20 protein-coding genes are annotated in these 22,349 nt (G+C 64.7%); 8 read left to right on the top strand and 12 right to left on the bottom strand.

The features are described from left to right. Positions 1–7 precede the first annotated feature (7 nt). Genes KQ910_RS21760 through KQ910_RS21750 form a run of 3 tightly spaced genes read left to right on the top strand, consistent with a single transcriptional unit; the run spans position 8 to position 2,738 of the window. Positions 8–697: a haloacid dehalogenase type II gene (locus KQ910_RS21760; protein ID WP_216965196.1), complete on the top strand. Its 690-nt coding sequence runs from the start codon at positions 8–10 to the stop codon at positions 695–697. Next, positions 694–1,686, top strand: a complete 993-nt coding sequence (locus tag KQ910_RS21755; RefSeq protein ID WP_216965193.1) for a threonine ammonia-lyase — start codon at positions 694–696, stop codon at positions 1,684–1,686. The genes KQ910_RS21760 and KQ910_RS21755 overlap by 4 nt, the downstream gene beginning before the upstream one ends. A 41-nt stretch (positions 1,687–1,727) precedes the next feature. After that, a complete protein-coding gene (locus KQ910_RS21750; RefSeq protein ID WP_216965191.1) occupies positions 1,728–2,738 on the top strand; it encodes an adenylate/guanylate cyclase domain-containing protein in 1,011 nt (336 codons plus the stop codon). Here KQ910_RS21750 and KQ910_RS21745 read toward each other — a convergent pair. The 9 genes from KQ910_RS21745 to KQ910_RS21705 form a co-directional block, all read right to left on the bottom strand. Next, positions 2,706–4,304 carry a GMC family oxidoreductase gene (locus KQ910_RS21745; RefSeq protein WP_216965190.1) on the bottom strand — a complete coding sequence of 533 codons (1,599 nt, stop codon included), beginning with the start codon at positions 4,302–4,304 and terminating at the stop codon, positions 2,706–2,708. The genes KQ910_RS21750 and KQ910_RS21745 overlap by 33 nt on opposite strands. After that, positions 4,297–5,280 (bottom strand): branched-chain amino acid ABC transporter permease, encoded by a 984-nt coding sequence (locus KQ910_RS21740; protein WP_216965188.1) that lies wholly within the window; start codon positions 5,278–5,280, stop codon positions 4,297–4,299. Before KQ910_RS21740 ends, KQ910_RS21745 begins: the two co-directional genes overlap by 8 nt. Continuing rightward, positions 5,280–6,161 carry a branched-chain amino acid ABC transporter permease gene (locus tag KQ910_RS21735; RefSeq protein WP_216965186.1) on the bottom strand — a complete coding sequence of 294 codons (882 nt, stop codon included), beginning with the start codon at positions 6,159–6,161 and terminating at the stop codon, positions 5,280–5,282. The genes KQ910_RS21740 and KQ910_RS21735 overlap by 1 nt, the downstream gene beginning before the upstream one ends. 32 nt (positions 6,162–6,193) lie before the next feature. Further along, positions 6,194–6,898, bottom strand: coding sequence for an ABC transporter ATP-binding protein (locus KQ910_RS21730; protein ID WP_216965831.1), 705 nt, complete (start codon positions 6,896–6,898; stop codon positions 6,194–6,196). 14 nt (positions 6,899–6,912) lie between these two features. After that, positions 6,913–7,680 carry an ABC transporter ATP-binding protein gene (locus KQ910_RS21725; protein ID WP_216965181.1) on the bottom strand — a complete coding sequence of 256 codons (768 nt, stop codon included), beginning with the start codon at positions 7,678–7,680 and terminating at the stop codon, positions 6,913–6,915. Positions 7,681–7,711: 31 nt separating this feature from the next. Beyond that, positions 7,712–9,016: an ABC transporter substrate-binding protein gene (locus KQ910_RS21720; protein WP_439653336.1), complete on the bottom strand. Its 1,305-nt coding sequence runs from the start codon at positions 9,014–9,016 to the stop codon at positions 7,712–7,714. Between the two features lie 92 nt (positions 9,017–9,108). Next, the gene (locus KQ910_RS21715) at positions 9,109–11,061 is read right to left on the bottom strand and encodes an alkyl/aryl-sulfatase (RefSeq protein ID WP_216965177.1); all 1,953 of its coding nucleotides are present in this window, start codon (positions 11,059–11,061) and stop codon (positions 9,109–9,111) included. 5 nt (positions 11,062–11,066) lie between these two features. Then, positions 11,067–12,044, bottom strand: a complete 978-nt coding sequence (locus tag KQ910_RS21710; RefSeq protein ID WP_216965175.1) for a Bug family tripartite tricarboxylate transporter substrate binding protein — start codon at positions 12,042–12,044, stop codon at positions 11,067–11,069. A 95-nt stretch (positions 12,045–12,139) separates the two neighbouring features. Then, positions 12,140–13,333, bottom strand: a complete 1,194-nt coding sequence (locus tag KQ910_RS21705) for an MFS transporter (protein WP_216965173.1) — start codon at positions 13,331–13,333, stop codon at positions 12,140–12,142. 71 nt (positions 13,334–13,404) lie between these two features. Here KQ910_RS21705 and KQ910_RS21700 point away from each other — a divergent pair, with 71 nt between their 5' ends. From KQ910_RS21700 to KQ910_RS21680, 5 genes are all read left to right on the top strand, one after another. Beyond that, positions 13,405–14,199, top strand: coding sequence for an AraC family transcriptional regulator (locus tag KQ910_RS21700; protein ID WP_216965171.1), 795 nt, complete (start codon positions 13,405–13,407; stop codon positions 14,197–14,199). A gap of 167 nt (positions 14,200–14,366) precedes the next feature. After that, positions 14,367–16,181 (top strand): FAD-dependent oxidoreductase, encoded by a 1,815-nt coding sequence (locus KQ910_RS21695; protein ID WP_216965169.1) that lies wholly within the window; start codon positions 14,367–14,369, stop codon positions 16,179–16,181. Beyond that, complete coding sequence (locus KQ910_RS21690; RefSeq protein ID WP_216965167.1) at positions 16,166–18,010, top strand: 2-oxoacid:acceptor oxidoreductase subunit alpha; 1,845 nt, start codon at positions 16,166–16,168, stop codon at positions 18,008–18,010. Before KQ910_RS21695 ends, KQ910_RS21690 begins: the two co-directional genes overlap by 16 nt. Continuing rightward, the gene (locus KQ910_RS21685) at positions 18,007–19,062 is read left to right on the top strand and encodes a 2-oxoacid:ferredoxin oxidoreductase subunit beta (protein ID WP_216965165.1); all 1,056 of its coding nucleotides are present in this window, start codon (positions 18,007–18,009) and stop codon (positions 19,060–19,062) included. The genes KQ910_RS21690 and KQ910_RS21685 overlap by 4 nt, the downstream gene beginning before the upstream one ends. Beyond that, positions 19,014–19,298, top strand: a complete 285-nt coding sequence (locus tag KQ910_RS21680; RefSeq protein ID WP_216965163.1) for a hypothetical protein — start codon at positions 19,014–19,016, stop codon at positions 19,296–19,298. Before KQ910_RS21685 ends, KQ910_RS21680 begins: the two co-directional genes overlap by 49 nt. 51 nt (positions 19,299–19,349) lie before the next feature. Here the strand turns inward: KQ910_RS21680 and KQ910_RS21675 are convergent, their stop codons facing one another. The 3 genes from KQ910_RS21675 to KQ910_RS21665 all read right to left on the bottom strand — a co-directional run bounded on the left by KQ910_RS21675 (position 19,350) and on the right by KQ910_RS21665 (position 22,336). Continuing rightward, positions 19,350–21,110 carry a phospholipase D-like domain-containing protein gene (locus KQ910_RS21675; protein WP_216965161.1) on the bottom strand — a complete coding sequence of 587 codons (1,761 nt, stop codon included), beginning with the start codon at positions 21,108–21,110 and terminating at the stop codon, positions 19,350–19,352. Between the two features lie 96 nt (positions 21,111–21,206). Continuing rightward, a complete protein-coding gene (locus KQ910_RS21670) occupies positions 21,207–21,692 on the bottom strand; it encodes a cupin domain-containing protein (RefSeq protein ID WP_216965159.1) in 486 nt (161 codons plus the stop codon). Then, a complete protein-coding gene (locus KQ910_RS21665) occupies positions 21,689–22,336 on the bottom strand; it encodes an XRE family transcriptional regulator (RefSeq protein WP_216965157.1) in 648 nt (215 codons plus the stop codon). Before KQ910_RS21665 ends, KQ910_RS21670 begins: the two co-directional genes overlap by 4 nt. Positions 22,337–22,349: the final 13 nt, after the last annotated feature.

The raw sequence follows: 22,349 nt of genomic DNA, 5'->3' as shown, positions 1-22,349 counted from the left end.
CAATTGAATGGCCGCTGCCCTGCCCGGCATCGAGATGTGCGTCTTCGACGCCTACGGCACGCTGTTCGACTTCAATTCAGCGGTGGCGCGGCATCGCAGGGCGGTCGGGCCTTCCGCCGAAACGCTGTCGGAGATGTGGCGGCAGAAGCAGATTCAGTACACGTGGCTACGCAACGCCATGGGCGCTTATGCGCCGTTCTGGCAGGTGACAGGCGAAGCGCTCGACCATTCCCTTGCCACGCACCGCATTGCCGATCCCGCGGTGCGCGAGCGGCTGATGGGCTCCTACCTGGCGCTCGATCCCTTCCCCGAAGTCCCCGGCATGTTGGCCTGCCTGTCACGCGCCGGCATGCGCAGCGCGATCCTGTCCAACGGCAATCCAGGCATGCTCGACCCGATGGTCGCGGCATCGAAACTCGCCAATCAATTCGAGGCGGTGCTGAGCGTCGATGAGGTCGGGGCGTTCAAGCCCGATCCACGCGTCTATCGCCTCGTCGAGAAACACTTCGGCGTAACGCCCGACAAAGTGTGCTTCCTGTCGTCGAACTGCTGGGATGCCCACGGTGCCGCTCAATTCGGCTTCCGTACCGTCTGGGTGAACCGGACCGGTGCGCCGGACGACAGACTGCCGGGCGTGCTGGCCGCCCAGGTACGCGACCTTTCCGACCTCCCCGACCTGATTGGTGTTCCCCGATGACTGCGCTTCCGACCTTTGCCGACGTCCAGGCCGCCGCCCGCCGCCTCGATGGCGTGACGATCCGCACGCCGCTGCTCGAGAACGAGCGCGTCAACCGCAAGCTGGGCGGCCGGCTGTTCCTCAAGGCCGAGTGCCTGCAGCGCACCGGCTCGTTCAAGCTGCGCGGCGCCTATAATTTCCTCGCCTCCATGACCGAGGCCGATCGCGCCAGGGGCGTCGTCGGCTGGTCGTCGGGCAACCACGCCCAGGGTCTGGCCGAGGCGGCGCGCCTGCTGGGCGTAAAGGCCACCATTGTCATGCCGGCCGATGCACCCGCGCTCAAGGTGGCCAACACGCGTGCGAGCGGCGCCGAGGTCGTGCTCTACGATCGCGTGAAGGACAGCCGCGAGGAGATCGGCCAGGGCATCGCCGCGAAGACCGGCGCCACCATCGTGCCGCCCTACGATCATCCCTGGATCCTGACCGGCCAGGGAACGGCCGGCATCGAAATCGCCGAACAGGCCAAGGCGCTGGGCGTCACGCTCGATGCGGTCGCCGCGCCCTGCTCCGGTGGCGGGCTGGCGACCGGCGTGGCGCTGGGCGTCAAGGGCCTCAGCCCGACGACGAGCGTCCATGCCGGCGAGCCGGCCGGCTTCGACGATCTCGCCCGCTCGCTGGCGGCGGGAACGAAGCAGAAGAATGAAAAGCTCTCGGGCTCGATCTGCGACGCCCTGCTGGCACCCACGCCAGGCGACGTCACGTTCCCGCTGGCGCAGCAGGTGCTGGGGCCGGGCCTCGTGGTGACGGACGAGGAAGTGCTGGATTCGATGGAAGTCGCTTTCCGCGAGTTCAAGCTGGTGCTCGAACCGGGCGGCGCCGTGGCACTGGCCGCGGCACTCACGGGCAAGCTGCCGGTGAAGGGCCGGGCCGTCGCCGTCGTCTGCTCCGGCGGCAATGTCGACCATGCGACCTTCAAACGGGCGCTCGATCGTGCGGGGCTGCCTGGCTGATGAAGTTATCGCGGCGCAACCACCGCGAATGGCGGATTGTCTTGTGGATCAGCCTGGCCAGCGCCGCGCTCAGCGCCTATTTCGGCTACGCTGTGGCGCCAGCCGACGAGCCGGCAGTCAGGGGCATGCTGCAGGGCATCCTCACCTCGCTGCTGATCGCCACGCCGATCGTGTTCTTCGAAGTGCGGCGTGCACGCATCAACGCGCTCGGCTGGATGCGGCGCATGCCGCTTGCCGGATATTTCCTGGTCAAGGTGCTGTTCTATTGCGTCGTCATCGTTGCCGGCCTGATCCTGTCGCGCCTGATCATGTCGATCGGCAGTTCGGACGTCATCATCTTCGCTCCGAGCTTCAGCAATTCCGTCCTCTTCGCCATCGGCATGTCCGTGTTCGGCAACCTCGTCGTGGAGACGGGTCGCCTGTTGGGCTTCGGCACGCTGAAGAACCTGCTGGTCGGACGCTACGCCCGGCCCAGACGCGAGCAGAAGGCCTTCCTGTTGATCGACATGAAGGATTCGACGGGGCTTGCGGAAAAGCTCGGCGCAATCCGCTTCCATGAGTTGCTCAACGCCTTCTTCCGCGATGTCGCCGATGCCGCGCTGGAATGCGATGCGGAGATCCACAAGTACGTGGGCGACGAGGCGATCCTGACCTGGCCAGCCGGCCCCGCGCTGAGCGAGGGCGACTGCCTGACCTGTCCTTTCTTCGCCCGCGACTTCATGGTCCGCAACGCCGCGCGTTACCGCGACCGCTTCGGCGTTGTCCCCGAGTTCAGGGCCGCCCTTCATTGCGGAGAGATCGTCGCCGGTGAAATCGGCGATGTGCGCCGCGAGATCGCCTATGTCGGCGACACGCTGAACGTTGCCGCGCGGCTGCTCGAGGCTTCCAAGTCCCTGCACCGTGACGTGTTGGTCTCGGCCGAACTGCTGGCGCTCGTTCGCCTTCCAGCCGGACTGCAGGCCGAGCCACTGCCGACCCTGTCGATCCGCGGCCGTGCCGCGCCGCTGGCGATCGCCGCGCTATCGCTGCGCGGCGGCCAGGATCAGGTCTGAGACCTTCTCGCCGATCATCATGCAGGCGGCGTTGGTGTTCCCCGACACGAGTGTAGGCATCACCGACGCATCGGCCACGCGCAGGCCCCTGATCCCGTGCACCCGCAACTGCGGATCGACCACCGACTCGGCATCGTGCCCCATGCGGCAGGTACCGACCGGATGGTAGGCCGACTGGCCCTCACGGCGCGCATAGTCGAGGAAATCATCGTCGGACCAGACCTCGACACCCGGAAGCATCTCGTCGGTGATGATGCGGCCCAGCGCGGAACTGCGGGCCAGAAGACGCTCGAACTTGCCGGCGGCGATGACCGCCTGCCGGTCGGTCTCGGTCGACAGGTAGTTGGCCATGATCGCCGGAGGTGTCGCAGCGTCGCGTGAGGTGATCCGGACGTGGCCGCGGCTCTCGGGGCGCGACTGGTTCGCCAGGATGGTGAAGCCGGAGAACGGGTGCGGCCCCGTGTCCATGCGGTCGACCGACCAGGGGAAGAAATGGATCTGGGTGTCGGGTTCCGACGACTGCTCCAGGAGCTTCACGAAAGCGCCCGCGAAAGCCGGCATCGCCGTGAGCGGTCCGACCCGCGCCAGGGCATAGAGAAACGCCGCGCTGACACGCCGGGGGAACGTGCTGAAGTCGTCGTTCAAGGTCAGGCGCCACCAGGTCTTGTAGGTCGAGCGGACGCAGAAATGGTCCTGCAGGTTCTCACCCACACCCGGCAGGTCGCGGATGACGGGAATGCCGAGGGACGAGAGATGGGCCCCGGCCCCGATTCCCGAAAGCTGCAGGATCTGCGGCGAGCCGACGGTGCCGGCACTGAGGATGACCTCACGACGCGCCCGGGCGAGCCGGCTCCTGCCGCGGACGTTGAAGGCGACGCCGACGGCGCGACCGTCTTCGATCATCACGCGTTCGACGACGGCCCCGGTCACGACCTTGCAGTTGGAGCGCCGGCGGGCGGGCGCGATATAGGCTCGGCCCGTCGAGTTGCGCCGGCCATCGCTCGCCGTGGCGTGATAGTAGCCGGCGCCGATCTGCTCGGCCCCGTTGAAGTCGTCGTTGGAATCCAGGCCGACCTCGGTGCAGGCCGCCAGGAACGTATCGCCTAGCTCGTTGACGTAGTCCCTCTGGGTGATCTTGACCGGCCCGTTGCCGCCGCGAAGCGCGGTCTCGCCATCGGCGTATCCTTCGAGACGCCGGAAATACGGCAGGCAGTCCTCGAACGACCAGCCTTCGTTGCCCATCTGGCGCCAATGGTCGTAATCCGAGGCGAGGCCGCGGATATAGACCATACCGTTGATGGCGCTGGAGCCACCGATCACCTTGCCGCGCGGCCAATAGATCCGCCGACCGCAAAGCTCGGGCTCGGCCTCTGTCCTGAGCTTCCAGTTCACGGCGGGATCGAGAAAGGTCTTGGCGAAACCGGCCGGAATCGACAGCCAGCGGCTCCTGGCATCAGGGCCGGCCTCCAGCAACAGCACGGAATAGCGCCCGCCCGCGGTCAACCGGTCAACGATCGGGCCGCCGGAGGACCCCGCCCCTACAACGACGAAATCGAACTCATCCATCCTTGTGCTTGCTAGGCGACTTCAGCCACGCAAGCAAGCTGCCCAGGATACCCTTGGGGAGGAAGATGATGAACAGGACCAGCAGGACGCCGTAGACAAGGTTGTCCCAGCCGACCGCCTTGGTCCCGAACCCGATGCGCAGCACCTCGGTCAGCATGATCGTGATGATGGCCCCGACGGTCGGCCCCAGCGCGACGTAAATGCCCCCGACCACGACGGCGAATACCATCTGCAACGAAATTGCGATGCCGCTGACCGTATCGGGCGATATGAACATCTGGTACTGGCAATAGAGCGCGCCGGCCATCGCGGTCATGAGAGCGCTGATCACCGTGATCTTGAGCTTCTCGAACGTGACGTTGACGCCGGCGGCCGCGGCGGCGTCCTCGTCCTCCGAGATCGCCTCCAGCGCATAGCGGTCCATACTGCGGTCAACCCAGCGCCAGATCAGCAACCCCACCCCCCAGACGCCCAGAGCGATCAGATACCAGGTCGTCTTGTCGTCGAACTGGAGCGCAGCGAGGTGGCTACCCTTGGTCCGCTCAGGCGTGTAGCCCAGCGAGCCGCCGGTGTAGTCGCGCGTTGCCGTGATGATCTGCAGCACGATTCCTGAGAGCGCCAGCGTAACGAGAGCGAAGTAGTGCCCGGTGATGCGAAAGCGGAAGCAGGGATATGCCACGATCAGGGCCAGGGCGCCCGCACAGACCAGGGCGATCGGGATCCCGATCCAGGGCGAAACGCCAAGATGATTCCACAGCAGGGCCGTCACGTAGGCCCCGACGCCCATGAATCCCCCGTGCCCCAGCGAGACTAGCCCGAACCGCCCCATCATCGACCACGAGGTGTAGGCAAACGACCAGATGAGTATCAGGACGAGGATGTGAAGGTGATATGGATCGCGATTGAGGAACGGCAGCGCGATCAGCAGGGCGCCGACGATCCAGGGAACGATCTGACGCAAATTGACGAGGGACATCACTGGCGCCTCGCGAGCAATCCGCCGGGGCGGACGAACATCATGACGATGAAGAAGGCGAAGGCCAGCACGTAGCCCCACTCGAGGTCGGAAAACAGGCTGCCCAGCGAGATGATTTCGGCGAACAGGAAGGCCGCGACGAAGCCGCCGACGAAATTGCCCAGTCCGCCCAGCACGCAGATCAGGAACGTGATCGGGCCGAACGAAAGGCCTACGAAGGGATGGACGTCGTACTGCAACACCAGAAGACAAGCCGCCAGCCCGGCCAGGCCGCCGCCCAGTGCAGAGGTGACGAGGTAGATCTTCTTCGTGTCGACGCCCATCAGCGCCATGATCTCGCGATCCTGGGCGATCGCGCGGATCGCCGTGCCGGTGTAGGTGCGCGTCATGAACAGGTAGATCACGACCATGCCTACAAGGGCGGCAATGAAGGAAAGCAGGCGCGAGTAGCTGAAATGCATATCCGCGAACTGCAACACCGGCAGGCGGATCCCAAGGTTGCGGAAGTCGATGCCGAAGGCGACCGTGGCGAAGCTCTGCAGGACGAACAGCACGCCGCCGGTTGCCAGGAGCTGGTTGATCGGCGGCGCACCCAGAAGCGGCGAAATCACCAGCCAATGCAGAAGCGCGCCGAGTACCGCGACCAGCAGGATCGTGAGCGGGGCGGCGAAATAGTACGAAACGCCATAGTACTGAACGAGGTAGTACATGCCGTACATGCCGACCATGACCAGTTCGGCGTAGCAGATCCAAGTGACGTCGATGACACCGAAGATCAGGTTGAGGCCGAGCGCCAGCAGGGCAAGAACTCCGCCCAGGAGGATGCCGTTGACCATCGCCTCGAGCAGGTAGATATCGAAAATTTCGAGGAATGACTGCATCAACCGCTCCTCATCGTGCCGCTGAACATCGATTAAACACCGAGATAGGCCTGCTTGACCGTGTCGTTCGCCAGCATCTCGGCAGAGGTGCCCGACGCGCGGATCGAGCCGGCCTCGAGCAGGTAGGCGCGGTCGACGACACGCAGCACCTGCTGGACGTTCTGCTCGACGATCAGCACCGTCAGCCCGCCGCTCCTGATGCGCTTCACCAGTTCGAAGACCTGTTGGACGACCACGGGCGCCAGGCCGGCCGACGGCTCGTCGAGCAGGAGCAGTTTGGGATCGGACATCAGCGCGCGGCCGATCGCGCACATCTGCTGCTCGCCGCCGGACATCGTACCCGCCAACTGGGCGCGACGTTCCTTCATGCGGGGGAACAGGTCGTACACGACTTCCAACCGTTCGGCATACTTGGCACGTGCCTCGGGCATGAACGCGCCCATTTTCAGATTGTCCTCGACGGTCAATCTCGGGAACAGCCGGCGGTTTTCCGGGACGTGGGCGATACCGAGGCCGACGATGCGGTGCGGCGGCGTCGCGAGCACGTCGACACCCTCCATGCCGATCGATCCCCTGGTGGGGCGAATCAACCCGGAGATCACACGCATCAGCGTCGTCTTGCCGGCGCCGTTCGGGCCGATCACGCCCACCGCTTCGCCCGCCTTCACGTTGAGGTTGACGTCGAACAAAGCCTGAAAGGCGCCATAGCCCGCGTCGATCGATTTGAGTTCGAGCATCTGCCTGGCTTCGCTCATGGATCCCTCGAGCGCCGCGATTCGGCCGCGGCGGCCTGCGTCGCATCCGCGTCGGTGCCGAGATAAACCTCGACAACACGCGGATCGCTCGACACGACGCTCGGGAGGCCCTCGGAAATCTTCTCGCCATGGTCGAGCACCATGACGCGGTCGACCACGCGCATCAGCACGCCCATGATGTGCTCGACCCAGATGATGGTGACGCCGAGCTCGTCGCGGATCTTGCGCAGCATGTCGGCCGCCTGGTCCATCTCGGCTTCATCGAGACCACCGAGGCTTTCGTCGGCCAGCAGCAGCTTCGGCCCGGTGGCGATCGCCTTGGCCAGTTCGAGCTTCTTGAGGCCCGCCGCGCCGAGGCCATCGACACTCGCATCCCGGTCGGTCGGGAGGCCGACCATCGCAAGCGCCTTCTCGGCGGCTTCATAGGCCTGGATGCGACTATGGCTTCCCTGCCCGTAGAATCCGGCCAATGCCACATTCTCGAAAATCGAGAGCCGCCGGAAGGGCCGCGGAATCTGGAACGTGCGCCCGATGCCGCGGTTGATGATCTTGTGAGGCGGCAGTCCCGCGATCTCGGTACCGTCGAACTTGATCGACCCTGCCGAGGGCGGGAACGTGCCCGACAGCATGTTGAAGATCGTGCTCTTGCCTGATCCGTTGGGGCCGATCAGGCCGAGAATCTCTCCCTTCTCGACCTCGAAAGACACATTGTTCACGGCGGTGAAGCCACCGAATCGCTTCACCAGCCCGTTTACCGCCAGCACGGCCGCTACTCCGCTTTACCCAATGCTCGACCTATTGGTTGCTGTAGGTAGTGCCCTTGGGCAGCGGCAGCACGGCGTCGCGCATCGCCTGGCTCTTCGGCCACACCACGTACGACTTGTCGTCGATGTACTGGATGACGACCGGGAACGAACGCTCGTTCTGACCCGCCATCTGGGCGCCCTCCGCGGGGAACTTGACGCCGAAGCCCAGCATCGTGCCGCCTTCCTTGATGTCCAGATCGAGAGCGGCCTTGCGCAGCGACTCGGGATCGACACCACCGTATTTCTTGATGGCGACCGGCAACACCGAGGTGAAGAACAAATAGGTGTTGGACGCGGCCATGCCGACATGCGCCGAACGGATGGCAACACCAGGCTTCGCCTTGTCGAACTCCTCGCCGACCATCTTGATCACCGGCGGCAGCTTGGGATCGAGCGTCTTGGAGTTGGTCAACCAGATCGAAATGGGATCGGTATTGAAGAAGTAGTTTACGTCGGCGCCGAGGCCTTCCTTCAACTTCTCATAGACGCCGTAGCCGGCGCCATGGCCCACCAATGCGCCGAACTTCAGCCCCTGCTCGCGCGCCTGGCGCAGCAGAAGCGTGATGTCGGGATTGTAACCGGTGTGGAAGACCACGTCCGGCCGTGCCCGCTTCAGCTTGGTGACCAGCGCCGAGAGGTCGGGTGCAGTGGCTGCATAGCCTTCCTTCAGCACGACGTTGAAGCCCGCCTTCTTGGCGCCCGCATCATTGCCCTTGGCGACGTCGACGCCATAGGCGCCGTCCTCGTGGATGATGGCGACGCGCAGTTCCTTGGCCGTCTTGCCGAACTTGGCGACGTTCTGGCTGATGAAGTCCATCGTCATCAAGCCGAACTGATCGCCGCTCGCCTGCGGGCGGAAGACGTACTTGTAGTTCTTGCCGTCGAGCACCGCCGAGGAGATGCAGGTCGTGATCCACATGAACTTCTTGAGCTGTTCCACGCGGCCCGCCACGGGCACGCACTGTGCCGAGGAGTAGAAGCCGAGCAACATGTCGACCTTTTCCTGCTCGACGAGGCGGACGGCCTCGTTGATGGCGACGTCGGGCTTGCTCTGGGCGTCGGCATAGACGGCCTCGATCTTGTACCCCTCGACGCCCCCCGCCTTGATGAAGTTGTCGATCATGATCTTGGCGCCGATATACTGTAGTTCCGAGCCGCCGCCGGCCAACGGGCCGGTCAGGTCATAGATCACACCGATCTTGATCTTCTTTTCCTGGGCGGCAGCGCTGCCCACGATGCCAAATACAGCCGCCGCAGCGACTACGCCGCCCAACAGGCGACGCCCAATACCCATGGTCATGATCTCTCCTCCCCGTGACTGCACGCTGTACGCGTTTTCTTGTCCGCATCACAGGGGCCGCGCGAGCTTCTGTCAAGCGTTTCGCGTCAGCGACCATCTCCCGGCGTCAGAATGTCGAACATCATTCCCGTCGGCGGGTCCATCATCGCGAACAGCGCGCCCAGCTTCGGGATCTCTCCTTCGAGCTTCAACGCACCGCTCGCAAGGGCATCGGGAATGGTGAGCTTGCGCATCACGATCTGGTCCATCGTGGCCCGCGTCGTCGTGACGGAAACGTCGGCATTGGCCGCCGTCTCCCCCATGCGGTGAGTGAGCGTGCTGTGCTTCAAGGTCAGCACCAGCGTCTCGCCGCGATCGGTGAAGCGCCAGTTGACGACCAGCGACTGCCCCGCGGCCTTGGCGGCATCGAGACGGATCGCCATCAGGTCGAAGAAGACGTCGCTGGTGAGCCCCGCGAGCGTGTCGGCGCCCATGCCGGGTCGCACCGGCATCTGGAAGACGCCATGGCGCAGTTCCTGCGCACCGTAGAGGAAGGCGTTGCGCCACGTCGCCGACTCGGCCTGGTAACCCATCTGCTCCAGGGCATCGGCACAAAGGGCGCGGGCCTCCTTGTTCTGGGGCTCGGCGTAGACGACTTCCTTCATCACCTGGGCGACCCAGCGGAACTCGCCCCTGGCGAAGTCGGCACGCGCCTTTTCGATTACTGCGGCCGCGCCGCCCATGTACTCGACGAACTTGGCGGCGGCCGGCGCAGGCGGCAGCGGGTGCAGGTTGCAGGGGTTGCCGTCGTACCAGGAGAGATAGCGCTGATAGACCGCCTTCACGTTGTGGCTCACCGAGCCGTAGTAGCCGCGCGCCGACCATCGCTCCGCGAGCCCCGGCGGAAGGTCGATCACCTCGGCGATCTCGGCCGGCCGCCAGCCGCGATTCATGTAGCGCAGCGTCTGGTCGTGGATGTGCTTGTAGAGATCGCGCTGCGCCTCGAGGTAGTCGATGATCTTCGCGTTGTCCCAGGTCGGCCAGTGATGCTGGCCGATCAGCACCTTCGTCTTCGGCCCGTACATCGCGATCGCGTCGCCGATATACTTGGCCCAGATGCGCGGATCGCGCGCCACCGCGCCGCGCAGCGGGATGAAGTTGTGCAGCAGCGGGCAGGCGTTCTCCGCCATGTTGAGCACGCCGAGCTGCGGATAGAACATGTGCATCTCGGCCGGCGCCTCGGTCTCCGGCGCGAGCTGGAAGACGATCTCGATGCCGTCGATCATGTGTGTCTCGACCGCCTTGGCGATCGACTGGGTCGGCGCGATCAGGCCGGGCGTTCCGCGTGCCACGCTCTTGCCGAGACCGGCATCGACCTGCCCGCGCGCGCCGCGCGGCAGCATCGTGCCGAACTGGAACTGCGCGCGCCGCGACATCGGCGCTCCCGCCAGCACGTTCTCGCCTGAGATGGCCTCCATGAAGCCGGCCGGCGCGATCACCTTGACCTTCCCCGCCTTCACGTCGGCCTCGTCGACGACGCCGCGCACGCCACCGTAATGATCGATGTGACTGTGGGTGTAGATCACCGCGACCACGGGCTTGTGCGGCCGGTAGGCGTAATAGAGTTCGAGCGCCGCGCGCGCGACCTCGGCGGTCGTCAACGGATCGATCAGTATCAGCCCGCTGTCGCCTTCGATCACCGTCAGGTTGGCGATGTCGAAGCCGCGGAGCTGATAGAGCCGGTCCGTCACCTTGAACAGGCCGTTGGCGAGGTTGAGCCGGGCCATGCGCCACAGGCTGGGATTGACCGTACTTGGCGCCAGCTCGCCGTCGATGAAGGCGTATTCGCCCAGGTTCCACAGAACCGTGCCGCCGCCCGTGCGCACGACTCCGTCCGGGACTTCGGCGATCAATCCTTTCCTCGCGGCCTCGAAGTCCGCCTTGTCCGAGAACGGCAGCCGCGACGCCATCGCGGCGTTCGCGGCCCTGGTTGCGGGTTCGGCGTCGCGTGCGGCGTCGAGATGGGAGGAAGGGACCGGGACGGCCGACGCTGACGCCATGAACGCTATCCTTCGACCTTGATGTTGTTGTCCTTGACGACTTTGGTCCAGCGCTCCGTCTCGAACCTGACCCGATCGAGATAGGCCTGTGGCGTGCTGCCGGTGCTGAAAAAGCCGAGTTCCGCGAATCTCTTCTTCACCGGCGGATCCTTCAGGACTTCGAGGCAGGAGGCATTCAGCCTCTCGACGATGGGCGCCGGCAATCCGGCAGGTCCGACGAGCCCGAAGAAGGCCGCGCTCTCCAGGTCCTTCATTCCCAGTTCAGCCACCGTCGGTACGTCGGGGCACACGGTCGAGCGCTCGGGAGAGGCCACCGCGATACCGATGAGGCGTCCCGCCGCGACGTGCGTCCCCGTCGGCAGCACGACGTCGATCATGATGGGCAAATGCCCTCCCATCACATCACGCAAGGCATCGGCCGCCCCCTTGTAGCTGACGCTCTCGAGGTTGAGCTTGTTGCGCGTGCGGAACAACTCGCCCCACAGATGCGGCTGGTTGCCCATTCCCGACGTGGCGTAGCGGACGCGCTGCGGCTGCTTGTTCACCCATTCCGCGAACTCGGCGTAATTCTTTGCCGGCAGCGCCTTGCCATCGATTGCCAGGAGATCGGGGATGTCGACCAGAGTCGAGATCATCTGGAAGTCCTTCAGCGGATCGAACGGCTGCTTCAGGCCCAGGGCGACGTTGGTGGCCATCGTCGCGGCGCCCAGCAGCAGCGTATTGCCGTCGGGCTTCGCTTTGGCCACGACATCCATGCCGATGATCGTGTTGCCGCCGCCCTTGTTCTCGACGATCACCTGCTGGCCGAGCAGCCCGGTCAGCTTCTCGGCGACGATGCGCGCGGCCGTGTCGGTCGAACCGCCGGCAACATAGGGCACCACCAGCCTGATCGGCTGGCTGGGCCAGGCCTGCGCCCGCACCGCGGAGGCGCCAATGATGGTCCAGCCGGCAGTACCCGCCAGCACAGTCCGTCTCTTGAGCATGATCCTACCCGTGATCTGTTTCTTGGAAAGCAGGATCGCAAACGCGCGACGGCCGCGCAATCCGGGCGCGGCCGTTGTTCGTCAAGCGAAGCGGGTTATTCGGCTGGCTTGGGCGCAGTGGCGATGGCGTGCACGTCCTTCTCGCTGGGCAGCATCGACAGGGCGAGGAAGGAGCAGAAGGCCACGCCCGCCAGAACCGACAACAGGACCGGGAAGCCCGCATCCTTCACCAGCGGTCCAATCAGCGCGACGACGAAGGAGCTGACGCCGAAGCCGATCGCCAGGCGGACGCCGGTGACGCGGCTGCGCATGCGGTCGTCGATGTAGCGCACGATCATCGCATCGGTGAACGGAATGGCCCCGAACACCAGCAGCATGAAGGCGATGGCGGTCACGAACAGAGCCCAGCCCTCGACCTGCGAGGCGATCAGGAACAGCGGCACCTGCAGCAGCACGATCGGCAGGTAGATGTTCTTCAGCGGATAGCGGTCGATCAGCTTGCCGACCACCAGCTGCGCCAGCGAGGCCAGCGAGAAGATGACGAATAGCATCGTCGCCAGCATCGCCGGATCCTGCGCGATGTTCTTGGCGCGATTGGCCAGCAGCTCGCCGTTTCCGTTGGTCGTGAAGTTGAAGATGATGCTGCCGGTCACCGCGGTGAAGGTCATGATGGCGAATACGCGCGCCATGACCGACGGCGGCAGGTCGAGCATCTTGGCCTTGCGCTTGGCAGGCGCCATTTCCTCGCGCGGCACCAGCGCCACGAAGGCGACGGCGCAGATCAGGCAGATGACGCCCGGGATGATGAACGCCGCCTGCCAGCCGAAACGCTGGGCAATGTAGACGGAGAGGCCGGCGGCGATGGCGATGCCCATGTTGCCGGCCAGGCCGTTCACGCCGATCGTGAAGCCGGGGTTCTTGGCCTTCTGGACCAGCATCGGGATACCGACCGGATGGTAGATCGAGGCGAAGGCGCCCATCAGGGTGAGCGCTGCGCCGATCTGCCACTTGTTGGTGCAGAGCGCGATGATCAGGGCCGAGACACCCATGCCGGCGAAGAAGATCACCATCATGATCCAGCGGCCCCAATGGTCGCCGAGGCGACCGCTCACGATCGAGCCGGCACCGAACATGAAGAGCGCGCCGTAGTTGAACGGCGTGAGCTCGGTCCACTCAACGCCCCAGACGCCTGCAATGACGCCCCAGGAATAGGCGAAGACCACCAGGATCCAGTGATCCATGGCGTGGCCGATGTTGAGCAGGATAGAGGTGGGGCTTCCGTGGCTCATCTTGTTCGTTCCTCCAGAGCCGCCAGACTAGAGATGGCCCGCCTGTCTGTCTTGCGCTAGATTGCCAATTAATGTCGCAAAATAGCCAAGCCGCCCTGCGCTCGACGAACCCCGAGGACTACCAGGGCGTCCCGCGCGCGGTCGCGGCCATGCCCAAGGACTTCGCCGACGGTTTCGAGATCGCGCCGCACCGCCATCGCCGCGCCCAGTTGATCTATGCCACCGCCGGAACGATGCGCATTTCCACGGAGGAAGCCGTCTGGGTGGTGCCGCCGCAGCGCGCCCTGTGGATGCCGCCGGGCGTGCGCCATTCGATCGTGATGTCGGGCGACGTGACGATGCGCACTCTCTATCTGCGGCAGGACGCGGCGGCCGGCATGCCCGAGGTCTGCCGCGTGCTGCGCATCTCTCCCCTGCTGCGCGAGCTGATCGTGCGCGCGACCGAAATGCCGGTGCACTATGACGAACGAGGCGCCGCGGGCCATGTCGAGGCGCTGATCCTCGACGAACTGCACCACGAGCCATCGCTGCCGTTTCATCTGCCGATGCCGCGCGACAAGCGGCTCCAGCGACTTTGCTCGGCCCTGCTGGCGGCGCCCGGCGACCAGCGGACGCTCGAACACTGGGCGGGATCGGCGAATGCAAGCCCTCGCACCCTCGCCCGGCTGTTCGTAACGGAGACCGGCCTCACCTTCGGCGCGTGGCGGCAGCAGGCGCGCGTGCTCGAAGCGATGGGACGTCTCAGCGGCGGCCAGGCCGTCACCGACGTCGCGCTCGATCTTGGCTACGACAGCGTGAGCGCCTTCAGCGCGATGTTCCGCAGAGCATCGGGCGTGTCCCCCAGCGCCTACCGCCCCGCTCGTTGAGCGCCGCGCTAAAACCCCTGTGCGTTGTGAGGGGATTTTGCACGTTGTTGCAAGCGGTTAGCCCTTGACGCTGGACGGTAATAATCCCCCAATGCGCGCCCTTTTAGAGTAATCTAAATTGTCATTTACCTGAGTGTCTGCGCTCCCGCCGCCGCCTGGAGTTTATGTTGAAGCCGACAGATATCGCCAATCCCGACTACTTCCATAAGGTCGTCGATTGCCAGTGGGCGTGTCCCGCCCACACGCCAGTCCCCGAGTACATCAGGCTGATCGCGCACGGACGTTATTCCGATGCGTACATGATCAACTGGAAGTCCAACGTCTTCCCGGGAATCCTGGGCCGGACCTGCGACCGTCCCTGCGAGCCGGCGTGCCGGCGCAGTCGCGTCGAGGACGAGACGCTGGTCAAGGGCAAGAAGGAGCCCGTCGCGATCTGCCGCCTGAAGCGCGTCGCGGCCGACTACAAGGACGATGACGACATCAATTCCAAGATGCCCAAGGCGGGGGAGAAGAACGGCAGGCGCATTGCCTGCATCGGCGGCGGTCCCTCCTCGCTGACCGTCACGCGCGACCTCGCCGTGCTGGGCTACGAAGTGGTGATCTACGACCAGGATCCCAAGCTCGGCGGCTTCATCCGCACGCAGATCCCTCACTTCCGCCTGCCCGAATCGGTGATCGACGAGGAAGTCGGCTACATCACCGGCATCGGCAACGTCGAATTCCGCCACCAGCGCGTCGACTCGCTGAAGGCCGTCCTCGCCGAAGGCTACGACGCGGTGTTCGTCGGCTCCGGCGCGCCGCGCGGCCGCGATCTCGACGTGCCGGGCCGCAAGGAAGCGGCCGCCAACATCCATATCGGCCTCGACTGGCTGTCTTCGGTCTCGTTCGGTCACATCACCAAGGTCGGCAAGCGCGTGATCGTGCTGGGCGGCGGCAATACCGCGATGGACTGCTGCCGCACCGCCCGCCGTCTCGGCGGCGACGACGTGAAGGTGATTGTCCGCTCCGGCTTCGAGGAGATGAAGGCGTCGCCCTGGGAGAAGGAAGACGCGATCGGCGAGGACATCCCCATCCTCAACATGCTCGTCCCGAAGGAAGTCCGCCACGAGGGCGGCCAGATCAAGGGCGTGCTGTTCGAGAAGGTGGTCGCCAAGTACGACGACAAGGGCCGTCGCTCGCTGGTCCCGTCCGGCGAGCCCGACGAATTCCACGAGTGCGACGACGTGCTGGTGGCGATCGGCCAGGAGAACGCCTTCCCCTGGATCGAGAAGGACGCCGGCATCGAGTTCGACAAGTGGGGCCTGCCCCAGCTCAACGAAAAGACCTTCGCCAGCACGCATCCGAAGGTGTTCTTCGGCGGCGACGCGGCGTTCGGGCCGAAGAACATCATCTGGGCGGCCGCGCACGGCCACGAGGCGGCGACCTCGATCCACAAGATGCTGATCGGCGAGAACCCCGAGGAGCGTCCCGCCCCCGGCGTCAACGTCGCCAGCCAGAAGATGGGCATCCACGAGTGGAGCTACGACAACGCTCCCACCATCGACCATCGCCTGAAAGTCCCGCATCGCCCCAAGCAGGAAGCGCTGAAGGACATCATGGCCGAGGTCGAGCTGGGCTTCGACCCGCAGCTCGCCTTCAAGGAGGCCCAGCGCTGCCTCAACTGCGACGTCCAGACGGTGTTCACCGGCCAGCTCTGCATCGAGTGCGATGCCTGCGTCGACATCTGCCCGATGGACTGCATCACCTTCACCGAGAACGCCGAGGAGAAGGAACTACGCCTGAACCTGACGGCGCCGGCGATGAATCCGACGCAGGACCTCTACATCGGCGGCGACCTCAAGACGAAGCGCGTCATGGTCAAGGACGAGGATGTCTGCCTGCATTGCGGGCTGTGCGCCGAACGTTGCCCCACGGGCGCATGGGATATGCGCAAGTATTACATCGAAATGACACACGCGGAGCACGCATGCCGCAAGCAATAGCCGCCGTTAACGATTTCGTCGTCAAGTTCGCGAACGTCAACGGATCCGGATCGGCCTCGGCCAACGAACTCTTTGCCCGGTCGATCCTGCGCATGGGCGTCCCCGTCAGCCCGCGCAACATCTTCCCCTCGAACATCCAGGGCCTGCCGACCTGGTACGAGGTCCGCGTCACCGAGAAGGGTTATCTCGGACGGCGCGGCGGCGTCGACATGATGGTCGCCATGAATCCGCAGACCTGGGCCGAGGACGTGAAGGAGATCACGCCAGGCGGCTACCTGTTCTACGACTCGACCAAGCCCATGCCGTCGTCGATGTTCCGCGAGGACATCAACGTGATCGGCGTGCCGCTGACGGCGATCACCAACGCCACCTACTCCGATGCCCGCCAGCGGCAGCTCTTCAAGAACATCATCTATGTCGGCGCGCTCTCGGTGCTGCTCGACATCGACGAGAAGGAGATCCAGCGGCTGTTCGGCGAGCAGTTCAAGGGCAAGGAAAAGCTGATCGACTCGAACGTCAAGGCGATGAACCTCGGCCGTGACTGGGTGAAGCAGCATGTCGATCCCGACCTGGTGAAGATCAAGGTTCGGCATGCCGACAATGTCGGCGACCGCATCTTCGTCGAGGGCAACAGCGCCGCCGCGCTGGGCGCCGTCTATGGCGGCGCCACGGTCTGCGCCTGGTACCCCATCACGCCGTCCTCGTCGCTGGCCGAGGCCTTCCAGGCCCATTGCAAGAAGTTCCGCCACGAAAAGGAAACCGGCAAGGCCAAGTACGCCATCGTGCAGGCCGAGGACGAGCTGGCCTCGATCGGCATGGTGATCGGCGCCGCCTGGAACGGCGCGCGCTCCTTCACTGCGACCTCCGGTCCCGGCATCTCGCTGATGACCGAGTTCATCGGCCTCGCCTACTTCGCCGAAGTGCCGGCGGTGCTGGTGAACGTCCAGCGCGGCGGTCCCTCGACCGGCATGCCAACGCGCACGCAGCAGTCGGACCTGCTGGGCTGCGCCTACGCCTCCAACGGCGACACCAAGCACGTGCTGCTGTTCCCCGAGGATCCGCGCGAGTGCTTCGAGTTCACCGCAGACGCGCTCGACCTCGCCGACCGGCTCCAGACTCCGGTGTTCGTTATGACCGACCTCGACATCGGCATGAACCATCGCCTGTGCAAGCCGTTTGCCTGGGACGAGAACCGCGTCCTCGACCGCGGCAAGGTGATGACCGCCGAGGATCTCGAGGCGGGCAAGAATTTCGGCCGCTACCTCGACGTTGACGGCGACGGCATCCCGTTCCGCACCTATCCCGGCACGCACCCGACCAAGGGCTCCTACTTCACGCGCGGCACGACCAAGGACGAGTACGCGCGCTATTCGGAGGAAGGGCCGGTCTATGTGCGCAACATGGAGCGGCTGCAGAAGAAGTGGGAGACCGCGAAGAAGATCGCGCCGCAGCCGCTGCGCTATTCCTCACCCAAGCCGACCCGCTTCGGCGTGATCTATTTCGGCTCGACCAGCCCGGCGATGGACGAAGCGCTCGACCATCTCGAGGCCGAGGGCCATCACGTCAACGCGCTGCGCGTGCGGTCCTTCCCGTTCGCGCAGAGCGTCGAAGACTTCATCCACGAGCACGACCGCGTGTTCATCGTGGAACAGAACCGCGACGGCCAACTCCGCACCATGCTGCTCAGCGAATACACGCTCGACGCCCGCAAGATCGTGCCCGTCCTGCACTATGACGGCACGCCGATCACGGCGCGCTTCATCGCGACCGACATCGCCACCAAGCTCGGTCAGTTCAAGATTGTCTCGTTCGACAAGGCCGCGTCATGACCTACATCGCAAAGCCCCGCCTCCATCATCCGTCGCTGGTCAAGAACAAGGCCGGCTACACCCGACGCGACTATGAGGGCGCCGTCTCGACGCTCTGCGCCGGCTGCGGCCACGATTCGATCAGCGCCGCGATCATCCAGGCCTGCTACGAGCTCGACATCCTGCCCCACCAGGTCGCCAAGCTCTCGGGAATCGGCTGCTCGTCCAAGTCGCCGACCTACTTCGTGGGCGCCAGCCACGGCTTCAACACCGTGCACGGCCGCATGCCGTCGGTGATGACCGGCGCCAACCTCGCCAACCGCGACCTGATCTACATGGGCGTGTCGGGCGACGGCGACTCCGCCTCGATCGGCCTCGGCCAGTTCGCCCATGTCATGCGCCGCGGCGTGAACATGACCTACATCGTCATGAACAATGGCGTGTACGGCCTGACCAAGGGACAGTTCTCGGCCACTGCCGACAAGGGCTCGATCAGCAAGAAGGGCGTCGCCAACTCAGACTCCTCGATCGACATGGTGTCGCTGGCCATCCTGATGGGCGCCACCTTCGTCGGCCGCTCCTTCTCCGGCGACAAGCACCAACTCGTGCCGCTGATCAAGGCGGCGATGGATCACAAGGGTGCGGCCTTCCTCGACGTCATCAGCCCGTGCGTGGCCTTCAACAACCATCCGGGCTCGACCAAGAGCTACGATTACGTGCGCGAGCACAACGAGGCGCTGAACCGGATCGACTTCATCGAGAGCCGCGAGGAGATCACCACCTCCTACGAACCCGGCACGACGAAGACGGTGCAGCAGCATGACGGTTCGATCCTACGGCTGCGTAAGCTCGGCGAGGACTACGATCCGTCCGACAAGGTCTCGGCGATGAAGCGCATCCAGGAAGGCATGCACGCCGGCGAGGTCGTGACCGGCCTGCTCTACGTCGATCCCGTGCCGAGCGACCTGCACGCCAACCTCAACACGGTCGACGTGCCGCTGAACACGCTGAACGCCCCGGAGCTGTGCCCGGGCACCTCGGCGCTCGACAAGATCAACGCGAGCCTGCGCTGATCCGCTGGCTGGTCGCCCTGCTGGCGGCTCTGGTCGGCGCCTGTATCGGCGCCGGCGTGATGGCCATGGGGCTCGGCCTCCTCTTCACCGCGATCGGCGGTTCGTTCGAGGGCTCGGCCGCGATGGGCGGTGTCGCTGTCGGCCTGCCGCTGGGTAGCGTGCTGGGCTTCGGTCTCGGCGGCTGGCTGCTCCTCCGCTCCTGGAAGCCTGCGCCCACCCGCCCGCCTGAAGCCTGACGGAGATGCCTTGGCTAATGGTTGGCGTGAGCATGCGCCAATCGTCCGCCGTCAGGCGAAAAGCTCCCGTTCGCGCTTGCGGATGGAGTCGGTCCAGTGCCGATCCCACCACGGCTTTTCGCCGGGCTTTTTCGGTGCGGGCTGCAACTCGATGACTTTCTTGTTCTTCCCCAACTTCTTCGTGTCTTCCTGTACACTACGGAACCGGTAGTGGTCGTAGAGCCGCACTGCCTCGATCATGTAGCTCGTCGCCACGGTGCGGTCCTTGATCATGACCAAGTTCTCGCCATTCTCCCGATCTGCCGGCTCGGAAAAGTTGTATGATCCCAGGTAGACGCGGGCATCCTTGGTGTCGAAGTCGATCACGACGAACTTGTGATGCATGCGAGTGCCGCGGTGGTGGCCAGCATTGCCAGAGAGGCCGGACGGCTCGGTACTGAAAGGCGCCGGCACGCCGCCGGTCAGGGCTGAAGCGCGAACGACCCGGCGCTTGTTGTCCGGTGTAAGCACAGTGACGCCAAGATTACCCGCCTTGACGCTCGCGTCGGCGATACCGAGCGTGTGCACATTCTTGTCCTTGATCTTCTTGCCAAGGGCCGGACCGATCGGTCCGTTCTTCATCTGTCCGAGAAACGCCAACGAGAAGAAGATGCTCGTCTTTGCCTTCGCCAAGTCCTTTCCTAGCGGCTCCAGCAGGCCCTTCTCTACGGTGTGAGGCGAGAAGCCGACTTGCGCGTCGATCCCCGGTACGCCGAGCTTGTGCCAGCGCCCTGATGCTGCGGACTTGCGGAACGCATCGGCCTTCTCAGCCGTGAAGTAGGTGTCGAAGACGCGGAAATAGTCATCCACCGCCTTCTTGCTGGTCACGATTACGGCGTTGTTGGACTGCACGTAGAAGCCGCGCCAAGTGAAATTGGTCGAGCCGTAGATGACCTTATTCACCCCCTTGCCCGAGATCGCGATCGACTTGTGATGCTGCAGTCCGGCCATGTGCTGGCGCACGACATTTGCTTTGCCGGCACTCTTCTTGAGTATCTCTGCGGCCTCGCTCTCCGGCGAATCGGGTTTCCTGTGGGTCGGCGGGGAGTCGTCGATGATGACCTTCAGGCGGGACTTCAGCTTTACGAGCCGCGAGAGGATCTCCGGCAGGTTGAGGTCGTAGGCAATCACCCGGACCTCGGCCTTACTCTTAATAGCCTCGTCGAGCGCCTCGCAGATCACGGCCCGTGCCTCGAACCCCATCCAGGCGAGCGCGTCGTCGGCTTTCTTGTGCGTCGGCACAAACGACAGGCCCTCGTTCGCCTTGTCCGGCAAAAGCGTCGACAGGTTCCGGTCGGGCGCGAAGTTCGCCACGAAGGACTGCGAAGAAACATAGCCCCGCGTAAAGGCGACATTGATCTTGCCAGGGATAGTTTCACGCATCAGAGCGAGAGCCGCCGTCTGCGCCTCGCCGCGGCTCGTCACGCCGGCCTCGTCCATGAAGATCGGCGTGACGCGATAGGTGAACTTGCCCGACTTGTCCGCGTCGCGGGGAAAATGTACCCAGCGGAACTTCTGGAACGGCGCCTCGAGGCTCGTGATCGACGGGTCGGACGCTTTTTTTCGCTGGCCCGGAAATCCGATGCGATTCTTCACCGGCCAGAACTGGCTGCCGCCCGGCTCCTTGAATTCGATCGCGAAGCCCACGAAATTGCCGGGCGGCTTGCCGCCGACCCAATTCATTGCAAGCAGCGCCATCCCGTCGCCGCGGTGAATTTTCAGCGAGAACGGCGCCGACTTGTTCGCACCTATGACTTGATATGCAGTATTCATTGCGTCCCCCACAATGCTGCCGATCACAATACACGTGAAAATAGATGGAATGTTACACTATTCTTACGTCTTTTTTCTGGCTTCTGGCTCTGCCCGCTATAGGTCGACGCGCTCTTCGGCGACCGACTTGCGGGTCTCCATGTTGAAGCGGCCGGCATAGATCGGGCGTTCGCCCGTCGTCGGGCCGGGATACTGGACGATCAGGATCTCGCCGCCGGTCTCGGTCCTGAACTCGCCCTCGAAATGCGGATCGGGATGATAGAGCATCGTGCCCGGCATGCAGATGCGGCCGTCGATCACGAAGTCGCCCTTCAGCACCAGCCAGACCTGCGCGAAGCCATGATAGTGCTCCGGGTGATAAGCACCCGGCTCCAGCCGCAGGATGCCGGCGTTCGGCTGCGTCGGGTCCTCCGGCCGCGGATGGAACAGCATCTTGCCGGTCTCGCCCGGCCAGCGGATCGTCTCCCACTCGATCTCGTCGAGATGGCGCACCTGGTAGGGCTTGTGGTCGCGACGCGAGGCCTCGCGCGTCGTGCCCAGCGCCGCATTGGCCACCGCCGTGTCGGGAACATGCTTGCTCATGCCGTGCTTTCCTCTTTCTTCATTGACGAGAGACGCCACCAGTCCGGCACGTCGGCCGCATCGGCCGGCTTCGCCACCGACATCAGCACCTGCGCCTGGCCGCGGCCGGCGTTCTCGGCGCGATGCGGCTGCTGCGAATCGATGAGGATGCCATCGCCCGCCTTCAGCCGGTATTGCGCGTCGCCGACATGGAACATCACCTCCCCTGACAGCACGTAGCAGTGCTCCTGGCCGGGATGGGATACGGTCGCTTCCATGCCCTTGGCGCGCGGGAAGACCAGGTGGAACACCTCCATCCGGTCGAGCGGCGCGCCACCGCCCAGATGACGCCAGCGATAGCCCGTCGCCGCGACCTCCTGCAGCCCGCCCTCGTCGGCCCTGTGCACGGCGACCATCGTCTTGGCCGGCGCCGCCTCGCTGGGGAAGAGCTCGTGCAACCCGAGCCGCAGGGCGTCGGCCAGCTGAATGAGGTTGGCGATTGAGGCCGCCGCCTGTCCGCGCTCGAGCTTCGACAGGAAGCCCTCGGAAACACCAGCCCGGCGGGAGACCTGTGCCAGGGTGAGGCCGGCCCCCGCCCGCGCGGCCCGCAGGCGGCGGCCGATGTCGCGGGTGGTCTCGGCAATGCGTTCGGCTGATCTGCTCATCCTCCACTGATGG

The organism is Reyranella humidisoli (assembly GCF_019039055.1).
Taxonomy (GTDB): Bacteria; Pseudomonadota; Alphaproteobacteria; order Reyranellales; family Reyranellaceae; genus Reyranella; species Reyranella humidisoli.
The sequence above is the reverse complement of the archived record's forward strand: the minus strand, read 5'-3'. Positions and strand labels throughout refer to the sequence as shown.

Bases quoted from the DNA above. Each gene is read 5' to 3' on its own strand.
- KQ910_RS21760 (WP_216965196.1), top strand. From the start codon at position 8: ATGGCCGCTGCCCTGCCCGGCATCGAGATGTGCGTCTTCGACGCCTAC.
- KQ910_RS21755 (WP_216965193.1), top strand. From the start codon at position 694: ATGACTGCGCTTCCGACCTTTGCCGACGTCCAGGCCGCCGCCCGCCGC.
- KQ910_RS21745 (WP_216965190.1), bottom strand. From the start codon at position 4,304: ATGGATGAGTTCGATTTCGTCGTTGTAGGGGCGGGGTCCTCCGGCGGC.
- KQ910_RS21740 (WP_216965188.1), bottom strand. From the start codon at position 5,280: ATGTCCCTCGTCAATTTGCGTCAGATCGTTCCCTGGATCGTCGGCGCC.
- KQ910_RS21735 (WP_216965186.1), bottom strand. From the start codon at position 6,161: ATGCAGTCATTCCTCGAAATTTTCGATATCTACCTGCTCGAGGCGATG.
- KQ910_RS21730 (WP_216965831.1), bottom strand. From the start codon at position 6,898: ATGCTCGAACTCAAATCGATCGACGCGGGCTATGGCGCCTTTCAGGCT.
- KQ910_RS21720 (WP_439653336.1), bottom strand. From the start codon at position 9,016: ATGGGTATTGGGCGTCGCCTGTTGGGCGGCGTAGTCGCTGCGGCGGCT.
- KQ910_RS21715 (WP_216965177.1), bottom strand. From the start codon at position 11,061: ATGGCGTCAGCGTCGGCCGTCCCGGTCCCTTCCTCCCATCTCGACGCC.
- KQ910_RS21710 (WP_216965175.1), bottom strand. From the start codon at position 12,044: ATGCTCAAGAGACGGACTGTGCTGGCGGGTACTGCCGGCTGGACCATC.
- KQ910_RS21705 (WP_216965173.1), bottom strand. From the start codon at position 13,333: ATGAGCCACGGAAGCCCCACCTCTATCCTGCTCAACATCGGCCACGCC.
- KQ910_RS21700 (WP_216965171.1), top strand. From the start codon at position 13,405: ATGTCGCAAAATAGCCAAGCCGCCCTGCGCTCGACGAACCCCGAGGAC.
- KQ910_RS21690 (WP_216965167.1), top strand. From the start codon at position 16,166: ATGCCGCAAGCAATAGCCGCCGTTAACGATTTCGTCGTCAAGTTCGCG.
- KQ910_RS21685 (WP_216965165.1), top strand. From the start codon at position 18,007: ATGACCTACATCGCAAAGCCCCGCCTCCATCATCCGTCGCTGGTCAAG.
- KQ910_RS21675 (WP_216965161.1), bottom strand. From the start codon at position 21,110: ATGAATACTGCATATCAAGTCATAGGTGCGAACAAGTCGGCGCCGTTC.
- KQ910_RS21670 (WP_216965159.1), bottom strand. From the start codon at position 21,692: ATGAGCAAGCATGTTCCCGACACGGCGGTGGCCAATGCGGCGCTGGGC.
- KQ910_RS21665 (WP_216965157.1), bottom strand. From the start codon at position 22,336: ATGAGCAGATCAGCCGAACGCATTGCCGAGACCACCCGCGACATCGGC.